The sequence below is a fragment of the Streptomonospora sp. PA3 genome (genome assembly GCF_009728995.1).
Lineage (GTDB): Bacteria > Actinomycetota > Actinomycetes > Streptosporangiales > Streptosporangiaceae > Streptomonospora.
Genome location: NZ_VTZW01000015.1, coordinates 26163 through 40468 on the forward strand (window position 1 = coordinate 26163; position 14306 = coordinate 40468).

Here is a 14306-nt window from a genome sequence, read left to right on the forward strand (position 1 = left end):
CGCGGGTCCGGGCGGCCCGCGCGCCCCACTCCGCCCGGGCTTTCGAGGCCGCGCGAGGCGCGGCACCGCGGCCGGCTCCCCCGAAGCGCCGGCCGCCGCATTGGTCCAATGATTCCATGATGCCAGGAGCGGCCCTATGGATTGGCTCGTCGCCGTCGCGCAGTTCATCGTCAACGAGATCCTGAGCATCCCGGCCTACATGGTCGGCCTGATCACCGCCGTGGGCCTGATCGCCCTGCGCCGGTCCACCGGCCAAGTGGTCGGCGGCGGGCTCAAGGCGGTACTCGGCTTCCTGCTCATCGGGGCGGGCGCCGAGATCGTGGTGGCCGCGCTGGACCCGCTGGGCCGGATGATCCAGGGGGCCGCCGGCGCCCAGGGGGTCGTGCCGACCAACGAGGCGATCGTGGCCATCGCCCAGGACCGCTTCGGCGCCCAGGTCGCCTGGATCATGATCGCGGGTTTCGCGCTGAGCCTGGTGCTGGCCCGTTTCACGCCGCTGCGGTACGTCTTCCTCACCGGCCACCACATCCTGTTCATGGCGACGCTGCTGACCATGGTGCTGGCCACCACGGCGCTGCCCACCGCGCTGTCGGTGGCCCTCGGCGCGGTGCTGCTGGCGGTGGTGATGGTGTCGCTGCCGGCGCTGGCCCAGCCCTGGACGCGCCGGGTGGGCGGCGACGGCAAGATCGCCATCGGGCACTTCGGCACGCTCGGCTATGTGGCCGCGGGTGCCACGGGCCAGCTGGTCGGGCGCACCAGCCGCAGCACCGAGGATCTGAAGCTGCCAGAGGGGCTGCGGTTCCTGCGCGACTCGATGGTGGCCACGGCCCTGTCGATGGTGCTCATCTACGTGGCGGTGGCGCTGGTGTTCTGGGCGCGGCAGGGCACGGCCGCGGCCCTGGAGATGTTCCCGCCCGCCGAAGGCATCGACCCGACGATCGGGCATTTCATCATGCAGTCGGTGATGCAGGGCCTGCAGTTCGGGATCGGCGTCGCGGTGATCCTCTTCGGTGTGCGCACCATTCTGGGCGAGCTGGTGCCCGCCTTCCAGGGCATCGCCGAGCGCGTGGTGCCGGGTGCGGTGCCGGCGCTGGACGCGCCGATCGTGTTCCCCTTCGCGCAGAACGCGGTGCTGGTGGGCTTCCTCTCCAGCTTCGTCGGCGGGCTGGTGACCCTGGCGGTGATGGCGTCGGTGTTCAACCCGGTCTTCGGGCTGGCACTGATCCTGCCGGGCTTGGTACCGCACTTCTTCACCGGCGGCGCCGCGGGGGTGTTCGGCAACGCGACCGGCGGCCGGCGCGGCGCGGTCGCCGGCGCCTTCGTCAACGGCGTGCTGATCACGCTGCTGCCCGCGTTCCTGCTGGGCGTCCTGGGCGACTTCGGCGACGCGAACACCACCTTCGGCGACGCCGACTTCGGCTGGTTCGGCATCGCGATCGGCTACGCCTTCCGCGCGGGCGAGGTCGGCGGCGTACTGCTGGCCCTGCTGGTGGCGGCGGTCCTGCTGGCGGGCGCGATCGCGGTGCAAAAGCGCGCAGTCGATCGCGGCTGGGACCCCGGCGCCCGCCGCGAAGCCGCCCTGGCCCGACGCGCCGAGCAGCCCGAGCAGCCCCGGGGCGAGCAGACCGGCGGCACCGGCGACGGCGGCGGATCGGCCTCCGCCGACGGCTCCGAGCCGCCGCGGCGATAAGCCGTGAGACGCCACGCGGCGCGGGCTTCGGTGTCTGCCCGAAACCCGCGCCGCGGTCCGGCGGGCGGGCCTCAGGAGTCGACGACGCTCCAGCGTCCGACGTCGTTGTAGGCCGAGTCGTAGACGTCGGCGGCGTCCCCCGGCTTGAGGTCGTAGTAGCCGAGGTTGCCGCCCCAGTACCGCAGGATGCGGCCCAGTTCCTTGGCGGCGTTGCCGCCGAAGGCGTCCTCGCCCATGTCGACTTCCAGAACGAACTTCATCGTGCCTCCCCGAGAAGGTGTCGAACAACGACACCTTCAATCTTTTCATTGAAGTTCCTTTGGGGACTTTTCTCGAAGATCTCCCTGGTGATCGCCTTTGGGCTAGGAGAAAGCCTCAAAAGCAAGCGGAACGAAGGGGCGCGCCGTCTGGACCGACGAGCGAGGAAGCGAGGACCTGGGCGGGTGCCGGGAAACACAGCTGATCCGCGTCATCTCGCGGCGCGCGGGGCCAGCGCGCGCTGCAGGAGGATGAACGCGAACAGCAGGGTGCCGGCGACGATCCTGGTCCACCAGGAGCTGAGGGTGCCCTCGAACACCAGGATCGCCTGGATGGCGCCCAGGGTCAGCACGCCGATCACGCTGCCCAAGACGTATCCGAACCCGCCGGTGAGCAGGGTTCCGCCGATCACCACGGCGGCGATCGCGTCGAGCTCCATGCCCAGGCCGTGCAGGCCGTTGCCGGAGGCGATGTAGAGGGTGTACAGCACGCCGCCCAGCGCCGCGCAGAACCCGCTGAGCGTGTAGACCCCGACCTTCACGCGGCCCACGGCCAGCCCCATGAGAAGCGCCGAGGACTCGCTCCCGCCGACCGCGTACACGCTGCGGCCGAACCGGGTGCGGTGCAGCACGTAGGCCGCCGCGCCCGCGACCGCCAGGGCGATCACGGCTCCCAAGGACAGGGAGGCGCCGCCCGGCAGCACGGGGACGCGGGTCTGGGCGAGCGCGCTGAACAGCGGGTCGCTGATGGGGATGGACTCGGTGCTGATGACGAAGCACAGGCCGCGGGCGAAGAACATGCCGCCCAGCGTGGCGATGAACGGCTGCACTCCGTAGAAGTGGATGATGCAGCCCTGGGCCAGCCCGATGGCGGTGCCCGCCAGCAGCGCGGCCGGGATCACCAGCAGCGGCGGCCAGCCCTCGCGCAGCAGCCAGGCGCAGATCATCGTCGACAGCGCCAGGACCGCTCCGGTGGACAGGTCGATGCCGCCGGCGAGGATCACGAAGGTCACCCCCACCGCCAGCACGATCAGGAACGAGTTGTTCACCGCCAGGTTCAGCACCACCTGCGGATCGAGGAACCCGCTGTAGCGCAGGGAGCCGACCACGAACACCAGCACGAGCACGAGCCCGGCCATGCTGACGGGGATGAACCGGCGCCGCCCTTCCAGCAGGTCCCGGCTGCGGGAGACCGCCGCGGACAGGGCCGGCAGCGTGGAGGGCGGGGTCATGGCCGCACCTCCCGCGGCTCCTGGTCGGCGATGCTGGCTGCCTCGGGTTTCACGTCGTCCTCCTCGGGTGGCGCGGGGGTGGCCGTGTTCGACGGCGGGCGCGGCGGGCCGCTGCGCCGGAACGGCGCCGCGACCTGGGCGCGGAACCGCGGCGACTGCAGCAGGCACACTCCGAACACCACGAGCGCCTTGAACACCAGGGTGCTCTCGGGCGGGACGCCCATCGTGTAGACGGTCGTGGACAGGGTCTGCACGATGATCGCGCCCAGCACGGTGCCCGCGATCGAGAACCGGCCGCCGGTGAGCAGGGTGCCGCCGATGACCACGGCGAGGATGGCGTCCAGCTCGATCCACAGCCCCGCGTTGTTGCCGTCGGCGCTGCCGGTGTTGGCGCTGATGATGATCCCGGCCAGACCGGCGCACAGCCCGCAGAAGGTGTAGGCGGCCATGGTCAGGCCGGTGGCGCGGATGCCGGCCAGGCGGCCGGCCTCGGCGTTGCCGCCGATCGCCTCGATGAGCAGCCCCAGCGCGGTGCGGCGCACCAGGAGCCACATCAGCAGCAGGGTCGCCGCCGCCACGATCACGGTGACCGGGACCGTGGCGACGCTTCCGCCGGCGATCTCGCGGTAGGGGGCGCTGCGTACGGTGGTGATCTGGCCGCCCGTGATCAGCTGGGCGGCGCCGCGGCCGGCGACCATCAGGATCAGGGTCGCCACGATCGGCTGGATGCGCAGCACCGCGACGAGGAAACCGTTCCACAGGCCCAGCAGTGCGCACACGGCCAGCGCCGCGGCGACCGCGCCCGCCACCGCCGATGGGGAGTCCGGCTCGGCGGCGGACTCGATGAGCGTGCAGGCGACCGCCCCGGCCACGGCGACCACTGCGCCCACCGAGAGGTCGATGCCGCGCAGCGCGATCACCGCGGTCATGCCCAGGGAGATCAGCAGCAGGGGCGTGCCGAAGTGCAGGATGTCGACGAGGCTGCCGTAGAGCCGCCCGCCCCGCACGGTGATCTCCAAAAACCTCGGTGTGGCGACCGCGTTGGCGGCCACCAGCAGTGCGAGCACGAGCAGCGGCCACACCAGCCGCCGCGTCTGCGCGGATCTCATCGGCCGCCCCCTTCGGCGATCTCGGCGAGCACCCGGTCGGTGTCGAGGCCGCCGTCGTTGTCGAGTTCGCTGATCACCCGCCGGTCCCGCAGCACGACCACCCGGTGGCTGAGCCGCAGCACCTCCTCCAGCTCGGAGGAGACGAACAGCACCGCGGTGCCTTGGCGGGACTGGGCCGCCACCAGGCGCTGCACCTCGGCTTTGGCGCCGATGTCGATGCCGCGGGTGGGCTCGTCGAGGATCAGCAGCCGCGGCTGCATGATCAGCCAGCGGCCCAGCAGCACCTTCTGCTGGTTGCCGCCGCTGAGTGCGCCCACGGGTGTCTCCGGTGCGGCCGGGCGGATGCGCAGCGCCGCGATGTAGCGTTCGACCAGTTCCGCGCGGGTCTTGGCGGGAACAGGCCGCAGCCAGCCGCGGGCGGCCTGCATGGCCAGCATCAGGTTGTCGGCGATGGACAGCTCCGCCACGAGTCCTTCGGACTTGCGGTCCTCGGAGCAGTAGGCCAGGCCCGCGGCGATGGGGGCGCGGGGAGTGCGCAGCGGCACCGGCCGCCCGTCCACCTCCACTCCCCCGGTGTCGGGGCGGTCGGCGCCGAACAGCAGCCGCACCGCCTCGGTGCGTCCCGAGCCGAGCAGCCCGGCCAGGCCCGTGATCCGGCCCGGCGCCACGTCCAGGTCGTAGGGGGCGATGCCGCCCGACCGCCCCAGCCCGCGCGCCCGCAGGAACGGGGCGGCGCCGGCATCCGGGGGGTCGTCGCCTGCGCTCGCCTCCAGGCGGTCCAGTTCACCGGCCTGTTCGCCGAGCATGTGGCCGATCAGCTCGCGCTGCCCCACCTCCGCCGTGGCGAACTCCCCGACCAGGCCCCCGTTGCGCAGCACGGTCATGCGCTGGCACAGCTCGTAGACCTGATCGAGGAAGTGGGTGACGAACAGGATCGCCACACCGCGCGAGCGCAGCCGTTCGACCAGGTCGAACAGGATGCGGACCTCGTCGCGGTCGAGGCTGGAGGTGGGCTCGTCCAGCACCAGCACCCGGGCCTGCAGGTCGACCGCCCGCAGGATGGAGACGAGCTGCTGGACCGCGATGGAGTGGTCGCCCAGCGCCCGGGTGACGTCGAGGTCCAGGTCCATCCCCGCGGCCAGCTCGGCCGCCCGGCGGTTCATGCGCCGCTGCGAGATGCCGAAGCGTCCGCGGGGTTCGCGGCCCAGCAGGATGTTCTCCGCCACCGACAGGTTCGGGCACAGGTTCACCTCCTGGTAGACGGTGGCGATTCCGCGGCGTTCGGCGTCGAGCGGGCCGCTGATCTCGACCCGCTCCCCCGCGACGCGGATCTCCCCGCTCTCGGGCCGGTGCACCCCGGTCAGCACCTTGATCAGCGTCGACTTGCCGGCACCGTTCTCCCCAAGCAGAGCGTGGACCTCGCCGGGGCGCAGACGCAGGCCGGCGCCGTCCAGGGCGCGGACGCCGGGGAAGTCCTTCACGATCCCGCTCATGTGGACGGCGGGCTCGGCCGTGGTTTCCACGACCCCTCCTTCGCGTCGGTGGCGGGCGGGTCAGTACTTGCGGTCGGGCAGCGCCTCCGCGGCCTCGTCCTGGGTGAAGACGCCCTCCTCGACCGTGATGCGGGGCTTGACCTCCTCGCCCGCGTGGACCTTCTCGACGAGGTCCATCAGCTGGGGGCCGATCAGCGGGTTGCACTCGACGACCAGGTTGATCTTGCCGTCGGCCATCGCCCGGAAGGCGTCCTTGATGCCGTCGATGGAGATGATCGTGATGTCCTCGCCGGGTTCGAGGCCGGCCGCTTCGATGGACTCGATGGCCCCCAGCGCCATGTCGTCGTTGTGGGCGTAGAGGACGTCGATGTCGTCGTGGGAGCTGAGGAAGGCCTGCATGACCTCCTGGCCGCCGGACCGGGTGAAGTCGCCGCTCTGGGAGGCGACGACCTCGAACTTGTCGTGCTCGCCGATGATCTCGGCGAAGCCCTCCTTGCGGTCGTTGGCGGGCGCGGACCCGGTGGTGCCCTGCAGTTCGACGATGTTGACCTGGTCGTCGGTGTCGGCGTACTCCTCGACCAGCCACCGGCCGGCCTTGCGGCCCTCTTCGACGAAGTCGGAGCCGAGGAAGGTCTCGTAGACGTCCTTCTGGTCGGTCTCGACGGCGCGGTCGGTCAGCACGACGGGGATGCCCGCGGCCTTGGCCTCCAGCAGCACGGTGTCCCAGCCGGACTCCACGACCGGCGAGAACGCGATCACGTCGACGTTCTGCTGGATGAAGCTGCGGATGGCCTGGATCTGGTTCTGCTGCTGCTGTTGGGCATCGGAGAACTTCAGCTCGATGCCCGCCTCCTTGGCCGCCTGCTTGATGGACTCGGTGTTGGCGGTGCGCCAGCCGCTTTCGGCGCCGACCTGCGAGAAGCCGAGGACGATGGGGTCATCGCCGCCGGACTGGGCGCCTTCGCCGCCGCCTCCGCAGGCGGTCGCCGCCACCGCGAGCGCGAGAGCGGCCGCAGCCGCCGAGAGTGCCTTCTTCATGGGGGTCTCCTTGATGGAACGTGGACGAAGCACCGGTGTTAGCGCTAACAATCCGCGCTGGAACCGGCGGATCGGCCACAACCAGGGGGTGAACGAGTCGTCAGCGAACAGGGGGATAGGGGAGCCGCCAGACCGGCGGCGTGATGTACCCCACAACTGTTAGCGCTAACATAGGCTATGTCAATACCGGTTATCGCTCTGAGACATGCGTGTCCGGCTCCGGCCGTCCCCGCGGCGGAGGACCGGCCTTGAGGCACGGGGCCCGAGCGAGCGGATCATCCGGCGCGCTCCCCTGCCGGGCGGCGCCGCCGCGGCGTAGCGTCGTGCCATGAGCGAAGAACCCGTCCTCGTCGAACGCGACGGCGCCGTGGCCACCATCACGATGAACCGGCCCGGCCGCCGCAACGCGCTGTCCCTGGACCAGATGCGCCGACTGACCGCGGCCTTCGAGGAGGTCGCCGCCTCCGATGCCACCGGTGTCATCCTGGCCGGCAACGGCCCGGTCTTCAGCGCCGGCCACGACTTCGCCGACGTGGCCGAGGCCGATCTCGACGGCGCCCGGGAGCTGCTGCGCACCTGCGTAGGCCTGATGGAGACGATCCAGTCGGTGCCGCAGGTGGTGCTGGCGCGGGTGCACGGGCTGGCCACCGCGGCCGGATGCCAGCTCGTCGCCGACTGCGACCTGGCCGTGGCCGCCAACAGCGCCGGCTTCGCCGCGCCCGGCGGCAAGGGCGGCTGGTTCTGCCACACGCCGATGGTGGCGATCTCCCGCTGCATCGGGCGCAAGCGCGCCCTGGAGATGGCTCTGACCGGAGACGCCGTCGACGCCGCCACCGCCGCGGAGTGGGGCCTGGTCAACCGGGCGGTCCCCGACGCCGAGCTCGACGCCGCTGCGCACGACCTGCTGGAGCGCGCCACCCGCGGCGCGCCGCGCAGCACCGCTCTGGGCAAGCAGGCCCTCTACGCCCAGTTCGACCGGCCCGAGCGCGACGCCTACACCCACGCCGTGGAGGTCATGGCGGCCAGCAGCCAGACGCCCGAGGCGCGCGAGGGCATCGCCGCCTTCCTGGAGAAGCGCCCGCCCCGCTGGGCGGAGTGACGCGTCGGTCCCCGCAGCGGTGGCGGCCCGCCTCAGCGCCTCGACTGGGGCGGGCCCGCCCCGCCGCTGTCCACCGGCGGGGAGGAGGCGGTGACGAGTTCGGCGACGGCGTCGCCGGCCGATCCCAGGGCCCGCTCCAGCGGACCGCGGCCCAGGATGAGGCGCCACAGGGCGGCGAAGAGCAGCGCACCGATCACGAACGCCTCCAGCCGGAAGGGCGCGGTGTCCTGGAAGGAGAACCCCAGGGCGGCGATCACCAGGATGTGGCCGGTGTAGATGGTCAGCGCCATGGATCCTGCGGCGGCCAGCGGGTACAGCGGCGCCGCCGCGGCGTCGGCGGCCACCATGCAGGCCACCAGCACCAGCAGTGCCGTGCCGACGGCGCCGGCGATCTCGAAACCGGTGCCGCTGTGGGGCGTGGCCACCGCCAGGTACCACCAGGAGTCGGTGGGCACCTGGCCGTGCAGGTCGTTCAGTTCGGCGGCGATGTCGCTGCGCATCGGCGCGCGCAGCACGGGGTCGGTGGCGGAGAGGTCGACGGCGCCCAGGCGGGCCTGCAGCAGCCGGTCGATGCCGCCCAGTGGGTAGAGCAGCAGCCAGGAGCCGCCGTAGCCCAGCAGCGCGAGTCCGGCTCCGCTCGCCGCCAGCACCGCGCGCACCCGCAGCGCCGCCAGATCGAGTCGCCCCACCGCCATGCCGGCGGTCACGAACGCCATGAAGGTGGCGGCGGGGTAGTAGCCGGTCAGCAGGAAGTCGGTGATGCCGCCGATGGAGGAGTAGCGCGGCCCGGGGGCGCCCATGGCGTCGCGGACCAGGTAGGACAGCACCGGTCCCAGCACCGCGATCGCCGCGGCGATCGCGCCCAGGGCGGGGGCGCGCAGCCGCAGCAGGGGCAGCGCCAGCAGGAAGAACCCGCCGTAGTAGGTGAGGATGACGGCGATCGGCGCGCCGGTGAGGTCCAGCATCAGCCCCAGCAGGGCCAGCACGAGGGCGCGCACCAGGATGCGGGCGCGCGCCCGCTGCAGCGCGGTGCCCTCCAGCGGGCGGGTGCGCCCGGTCATCAGTGCGAGCGAGACCCCGGCCAGGAACGCGAAGAGCGCCGAGGAGCGGCCCCGGGCGAGCTGGTGGACGGCCTCGGCCGCGGACTCGCCGAACGCGTCTGCGCCGAAGACGCCGATGGATCCGACGCCGAGGTGGACGGTGAACATGCCGAACACCGCGAGCGCGCGGGCGACGTCGATGCCCGCGATCCGCCCGCCGCGGGCGTCGCGGGCGGCTTGGCTCCCCTGCTGGGGAATCTGCTGCGACACGCGGACCAGACTAGGCGGTCCGCGAGGTTTGTCCCATCGCACCCGCAGGCGCCGAGGGCGCAGCGGGGCCAGGGGCGCCGGGCGGCGGGGCGGGTGCGGGGGCGGCCCCGGCTCCGGGACCGCCCCCGCGAGGCTCACGCGCCGCCGGAGCGTTCGGCGGCCAGCCGGGTGAAGTAGTCCAGCGCCTGCGGGTTGGCCAGCGAGTCGCGGCTGGCGACCCTCTCGGGGCTCTCTCCCATGAGGATGCGCTTGACCGGGACCTCCAGCACCTTTCCGGACAGCGTGCGCGGCACCTCGCTGATGGCGCGCACCGCGTCGGGCACGTGGCGGGGCGAGCAGTCCTCGCGGACGCGCCGGGCCAGGCGCGCGGCCAGGTCGTCGTCCAGGGCCGTACCCTCGCGCACCACCACGAACAGCTCGATGCGCGAGCCGCCGTCGGGCTGGGGCACGTCGACCACGAGCGCGTCGGTGACCTCGTCCAGCGCCAGCACGGCGCGGTAGATCTCGCTGGTGCCCATGCGCACGCCGCCGCGGTTGATGGTGGAGTCCGAGCGGCCGTAGATGACCGCCGTGCCGCGCTCGGTGATCTCGATCCAGTCGCCGTGGCGCCACACCCCCGGGTACATGGAGAAGTAGCTGTCGCGCAGCCGCTCGCCGCCGGGGTCGTTCCAGAAGTAGAGCGGCATCGACGGCGCCGGCCGGGTGACGACCAGCTCCCCCACCTCGCCGATCAGCTCGTTGCCGTCGGGGTCCCAGGCGGCGACGGCCATGCCAAGCGAGCGCGCCTGGATCTCGCCCTGGTAGACCGGCAGAGTGGGCACCCCGCCGACGAGACAGCTGCAGATGTCGGTGCCGCCGCTGGTGGAGAACAGCCACAGGTTCCGGCCGAGTTCGCGATAGCACCACTCGAAGCCCTCGGGGCTGAGCGGGGAGCCGGTGGAGCCGACCGCGTGCAGCCGGGACAGGTCGCGGCCGCGGGCCGGGTGGACGCCCTCCTTCATGCAGGAGGCCAGAAAGCCCGCGCTCGTACCGAAGATCGTGATCTGGGCGCGCTCGGCCAGGTCCCACAGCGCCCCCAGGTCGGGGTGGCCGGGGCTGCCGTCGTAGAGGACGATGGAGGCGTCGGTCAGCAGCACGCTGACCAGGAAGTTCCACATCATCCAGCCGGTCGTGGTGTACCAGAACACGCGGTCGCCGGCCTGGGCGTCCAGGTGCAGGTGGAGGTTCTTCAGCTGCTCCAGCAGGATGCCGCCGTGGCCGTGCACGATGGCCTTGGGCAGGCCGGTGGTGCCCGAGGAGTACAGCACCCACAGCGGGTGGTCGAAGGGCACCTCGGCGAAGGCCGGCTCGGCGCCCGCACCGGCCGATTCCAGCTCGTCCCAGCTCAGCGCGCCCTCGACGGGCTCGTCGCGCAGGTAGTTCAGCACGACGGTGTGCTCGACGGTGGGCAGTTCGGCGCGGAGTTGGGCGATCACGCCGGTGCGGTCGAAGTCCTTGCCGCCGTAGCGGTAGCCGTCGACGGCCAGCAGCACCTTCGGCTCGATCTGGGCGAAGCGGTCCACGACGCTGCGCACCCCGAAGTCGGGCGAGCAGGAGGACCAGACGGCGCCGATGGAGGCGCAGGCGTAGAACGCGGCCACCGTCTCGGCGATGTTGGGCAGGTAGGCCACGACGCGGTCGCCCGGCCGCACGCCGAGGTGGCGCAGCCCCTGGGCGATGGCGGCGGTGCGGGCGCGCAGTTCGCCCCAGGTCCACTCCCCCAGCATCCGCAGCTCGGAGGCGTGCCTGATGGCCACCGCGTCGTCGTCGCGGCCGGCGAAGACGTGCCGGGCGTAGTTGAGCCGCGCTCCGGGGAACCAAGCGGCGCCGGGCATGGAGTCGTCGCCGAGGACCTGTTCGTAGGGGGTTTCGGCGCTGACGCCGTAGTACTGCCAGATCGCCGACCAGAAGCCGTCGAGGTCGGTGACCGACCACCGCCACAGCGCGTCGTAGTCCTCGGCCTCGACTCCGCGGTGCTCGCGCACCCACCGGGTGAAGGGGGTGATGTTGGCGCGCTCGCGCCGGTCCTGGTCCGGCTTCCACAGCAGCGGCGGCGCTGTCGGCATATCCGGCTTCCTCCTTCGTCGGTGCTGCACGCCGGAGCGCGGGTCCGGCCGGCCGGTGTGACGCCCATCATCTAACAACAGGCCCCGCAGGTCACACGCGGCCGGGGTGGTGGGGGCCGGCCACACATTCCGCGCGGCCGGGGTGTGGCCGAACGGATCGGCGCCGCGGACGGCGCCGCGGGCGCGGGTAGCCTTCCTAGCAGTGGACGCCGGTCCGCCGCGCCGGAAGCCGGATGGGCCGGGCGGGCGTGGACGCACTGGGAAACGGAAGGCAGATCGAGCGGTGCGCATCCCCTCTCTCAGCCGGCGGACATGGACCATGAGCGCGGTGGCGGCGGCCGCCGCGCTGGTGTGCGTGGCCGTCATGCTGGTTCCGGTCACCCGCGAAGGGGTGCTGGACGCGTGGTGCGAGGTCACCGGCCGGGGCTGCACGCGGCTGGAGGACCCGCGCCGCGACGACGACGGCGCCTCGGGCTGGCGCGAGCGCCTCACCCCTGAGGAGGCGGCGGCCTGGGGCAACTACGTCGCCCTCGGCGACTCCTACTCCTCGGGCCAGGGCGCGGGCGACTACATCGAGGGCACGTTGGGCGAGGACGGCTGCAGGCGCTCGGAGAACGCCTACCCCAAGCGCGTTGCCCGCTCCTTCGACTTCGCCGGGCAGCTCGGGTTCTACGCCTGCAGCCGCCAGCGCGGCGCCTCGATGCTGGAGTCGCTGGAGGAGGCCGACTCCCAGATCGGACGGGTGGACGCGCACACCTCCCTGGTCACCATCGGTATCGGCGGCAACGACCTGGGCTTCACCAAGGTGCTGCGGGAGTGCATGGTGCGGGTGCCGCTGATGGACGCGACGGCCTGCAGCGACCAGGAGGAGGACATCGAGCGCCGGATGCGGCACTTCGACGACACCCTGGAGGACATCGTCGAGGAGATCCGCGACCGCGCGCCCGATGCGCGCATCCTGGTCGTGGGCTACCCGCGGATCTTCCCCGCCGACCCCTCGGGCATGTACTACACGCTGGCCCCCGACGACCAGGAATGGCTCAACGAGCTCCTCAAGCGGTTCAGCTCCCGCGTGCGGGACAAGGTCGCCGGGCTCGACTCCCGCATCGTCGAGGACCGCCAGACCGGCAGCGTCGAGTTCGTGCGGATGTACACGGCGATCAAGGGCCACGAGGTCGGCACCGAGGAGCCCTGGCTCAACGGGGTGGTGCTGGGGGGCTTCGCCCAGGGGGTGGAGGTCGGCCACGGCACGTTCCACCCCAACGCGGGCGGGCACAAGGCGTTCAGCGAGCGGATCCTGCGGCAGCTGGAGGAGGGCCCGGAGCGGCCGCTCTACGTCGCCCAGGAGACACTGGAGGGCGCCGAGCCGGATGTGCTGGCGGGCGAGCTGGACTAGCGGGCGCGCTCGGGTTTTCCCGCGGGTGTGCAGGGCGCTTCGCCGCGCCCCGCACACCCGCGCGCGCTTTCCTGCGGGTGTGCAGGGCGCTTTGAGGCGCCGCCTTCCCTCCTCGCTCAGTCGCTCGTTCCTCGCTCGTCAGTCCAGACGGCGCCGCGCCCCGCACACCCGCTCGGGCTTTCCCGCGCCCGTCCCCGCCGGCCGGCGGGGACGGGGCTCGCCGCGGTCCGCCTCAGGCGCGGCCGGCGCCCAGGTCGGTCAGCACCGCCGCGATCTGGTCGAGAGCCCAGTCGAGGTCGTCGTCGGAGACCACCAGCGGCGGCGAGAGCCGGATCGTGGAGCCGTGGGTGTCCTTGACCAGGACGCCGCGCTCGGCCAGCAGTTCGCACATCCGCCGCCCGGTGGCCAGCTCCGGTGCCACGTCGATGCCCGCCCACAGGCCGATGCAGCGGGCGGCGACCACACCGCGGCCCTCGAACTCCTTGAGCCGGGTGCGCAGCAGCTCGCCCAGGCGCCGCGCGTCGCCGAGGTAGGGGCCCTCGCGCAGCATCCGCACCACGGTCGCGCCGATGGCGCAGGCCATCGGGTTTCCGCCGAAGGTGCTGCCGTGCTGGCCGGGTTTGATCACCCCGAGCACGTCCTCGTCGGCGACCATCGCCGAGACCGGCATGATGCCGCCGCCCAGCGCCTTGCCGAACAGGTAGGCGTCGGGGACGACGCCGGTGTGCTCGCAGGCCCGCACGGTCCCGGTGCGGCCCAGGCCCGACTGGACCTCGTCGGCGATCAGCAGCACCTGCCGCCGGTCGCACAGCTCGCGCAGGCGCGGCAGGTAGTCGGGCGGCGGGACGATCACGCCCGCCTCGCCCTGGACCGGCTCGACCAGCACCGCCGCCGTGGTGGAGTCGACGGCGGCGGCGACCGCCTCGGCGTCGCCGTAGGGGACGGTGCGGAATCCGGGGGTGTAGGGCCCGTAGCCGCCGTAGGCGTCGGGGTCGTCGGAGAAGGAGACGATGGTGGTGGTGCGTCCGTGGAAGTTGCCGCCGGCGACGACGATGGACGCCTCGTCGCGGGGGACGCCCTTGACGTCGTAGGCCCATCGGCGGGCGACCTTGATCGCGGTCTCGACGGCTTCGGCGCCGGAGTTCATCGGCAGCACCTGGCCCTTGCCGGCGAGGTCGGCCAGTGCCGTGACGAAGGGGGCGAAGCCGTCGTGGTAGAAGGCGCGGCTGGTCAGCGTGACGCGGTCCAGCTGCCGGCGCGCCGCCGCGACGAGGTCGGGGTTGCGGTGACCGAAGTTGACGGCGGAGTAGCCGGCCAGGCAGTCGAGGTAGCGGCGTCCCTCGACGTCGGTCACCCATGCGCCATCGCCCTCGGCGATGACGACGGGCAGGGGGGCGTAGTTGTGGGCGGAGTGGGTCTCGGCCAGCCTGATGTGCTCGCCTGTCGATTCGATGGGGCCGGCGGGGTCGCCACCGGGCTCCTGCGGTACCTGAGCGCGGGTCTCGCTCATTCAGGTTCCTCCGATCACCCTTGATCGATTGCCGCTCAGTGGATACCCGTTGTCTCACCGTGTGAAG

Annotated in this window: 11 protein-coding genes; 3 read left to right on the forward strand and 8 right to left on the reverse strand. The window is 72.3% G+C overall.

All coding sequences use genetic code 11. From position 1 onward, the window contains the following. The first annotated feature begins 136 nt into the window (after window positions 1–136). A complete protein-coding gene (locus tag FZ103_RS15130) occupies window positions 137–1690 on the forward strand; it encodes a PTS ascorbate transporter subunit IIC (protein ID WP_156001943.1) in 1554 nt (517 codons plus the stop codon). Window positions 1691–1761: 71 nt separating this feature from the next. On the opposite strand, the gene FZ103_RS15135 is transcribed toward FZ103_RS15130, so the two are convergent. The 5 genes from FZ103_RS15135 to FZ103_RS15155 form a co-directional block, all read right to left on the reverse strand. Then, window positions 1762–1950, reverse strand: a complete 189-nt coding sequence (locus FZ103_RS15135; RefSeq protein ID WP_156001945.1) for a hypothetical protein — start codon at window positions 1948–1950, stop codon at window positions 1762–1764. A gap of 209 nt (window positions 1951–2159) precedes the next feature. Next, window positions 2160–3179 carry a galactofuranose ABC transporter, permease protein YjfF gene (gene yjfF / locus FZ103_RS15140; protein ID WP_156001947.1) on the reverse strand — a complete coding sequence of 340 codons (1020 nt, stop codon included), beginning with the start codon at window positions 3177–3179 and terminating at the stop codon, window positions 2160–2162. Then, the gene (locus FZ103_RS15145; protein ID WP_156001949.1) at window positions 3176–4288 is read right to left on the reverse strand and encodes an ABC transporter permease; all 1113 of its coding nucleotides are present in this window, start codon (window positions 4286–4288) and stop codon (window positions 3176–3178) included. The genes yjfF and FZ103_RS15145 overlap by 4 nt, the downstream gene beginning before the upstream one ends. After that, window positions 4285–5811 (reverse strand): sugar ABC transporter ATP-binding protein, encoded by a 1527-nt coding sequence (locus FZ103_RS15150; RefSeq protein WP_343233545.1) that lies wholly within the window; start codon window positions 5809–5811, stop codon window positions 4285–4287. The genes FZ103_RS15145 and FZ103_RS15150 overlap by 4 nt, the downstream gene beginning before the upstream one ends. A 30-nt stretch (window positions 5812–5841) precedes the next feature. Further along, a complete protein-coding gene (locus FZ103_RS15155) occupies window positions 5842–6819 on the reverse strand; it encodes an ABC transporter substrate-binding protein (RefSeq protein WP_156001951.1) in 978 nt (325 codons plus the stop codon). Between the two features lie 328 nt (window positions 6820–7147). Between FZ103_RS15155 and FZ103_RS15160 the strand changes: the two genes are divergently transcribed. Continuing rightward, entirely contained in the window at window positions 7148–7918 is a 771-nt protein-coding gene (locus FZ103_RS15160) for an enoyl-CoA hydratase-related protein (protein WP_156001954.1), read from the forward strand. Between the two features lie 32 nt (window positions 7919–7950). Here FZ103_RS15160 and FZ103_RS15165 read toward each other — a convergent pair whose 3' ends face one another. Then, the gene (locus FZ103_RS15165) at window positions 7951–9228 is read right to left on the reverse strand and encodes a heparan-alpha-glucosaminide N-acetyltransferase domain-containing protein (protein ID WP_343233546.1); all 1278 of its coding nucleotides are present in this window, start codon (window positions 9226–9228) and stop codon (window positions 7951–7953) included. 134 nt (window positions 9229–9362) lie between these two features. Further along, window positions 9363–11333: an acetoacetate--CoA ligase gene (locus FZ103_RS15170; RefSeq protein ID WP_186356349.1), complete on the reverse strand. Its 1971-nt coding sequence runs from the start codon at window positions 11331–11333 to the stop codon at window positions 9363–9365. A gap of 319 nt (window positions 11334–11652) precedes the next feature. Between FZ103_RS15170 and FZ103_RS15175 the strand changes: the two genes are divergently transcribed. Continuing rightward, the gene (locus tag FZ103_RS15175; RefSeq protein ID WP_156001957.1) at window positions 11653–12729 is read left to right on the forward strand and encodes an SGNH/GDSL hydrolase family protein; all 1077 of its coding nucleotides are present in this window, start codon (window positions 11653–11655) and stop codon (window positions 12727–12729) included. Between the two features lie 232 nt (window positions 12730–12961). Here FZ103_RS15175 and rocD read toward each other — a convergent pair whose 3' ends face one another. Continuing rightward, the gene (rocD, locus tag FZ103_RS15180; protein ID WP_156001959.1) at window positions 12962–14239 is read right to left on the reverse strand and encodes an ornithine--oxo-acid transaminase; all 1278 of its coding nucleotides are present in this window, start codon (window positions 14237–14239) and stop codon (window positions 12962–12964) included. Window positions 14240–14306 lie beyond the last annotated feature (67 nt).

What these genes read in the sequence shown, in the direction of transcription:
- FZ103_RS15135 (WP_156001945.1), bottom strand. Translation starts at nt 1,950, where the DNA reads ATGAAGTTCGTTCTGGAAGTCGACATGGGCGAGGACGCCTTCGGCGGC.
- rocD (WP_156001959.1), bottom strand. Translation starts at nt 14,239, where the DNA reads ATGAGCGAGACCCGCGCTCAGGTACCGCAGGAGCCCGGTGGCGACCCC.
- FZ103_RS15175 (WP_156001957.1), top strand. Translation starts at nt 11,653, where the DNA reads ATGAGCGCGGTGGCGGCGGCCGCCGCGCTGGTGTGCGTGGCCGTCATG.
- FZ103_RS15130 (WP_156001943.1), top strand. Translation starts at nt 137, where the DNA reads ATGGATTGGCTCGTCGCCGTCGCGCAGTTCATCGTCAACGAGATCCTG.
- FZ103_RS15170 (WP_186356349.1), bottom strand. Translation starts at nt 11,333, where the DNA reads ATGCCGACAGCGCCGCCGCTGCTGTGGAAGCCGGACCAGGACCGGCGC.
- FZ103_RS15155 (WP_156001951.1), bottom strand. Translation starts at nt 6,819, where the DNA reads ATGAAGAAGGCACTCTCGGCGGCTGCGGCCGCTCTCGCGCTCGCGGTG.
- FZ103_RS15145 (WP_156001949.1), bottom strand. Translation starts at nt 4,288, where the DNA reads ATGAGATCCGCGCAGACGCGGCGGCTGGTGTGGCCGCTGCTCGTGCTC.
- FZ103_RS15160 (WP_156001954.1), top strand. Translation starts at nt 7,148, where the DNA reads ATGAGCGAAGAACCCGTCCTCGTCGAACGCGACGGCGCCGTGGCCACC.
- yjfF (WP_156001947.1), bottom strand. Translation starts at nt 3,179, where the DNA reads ATGACCCCGCCCTCCACGCTGCCGGCCCTGTCCGCGGCGGTCTCCCGC.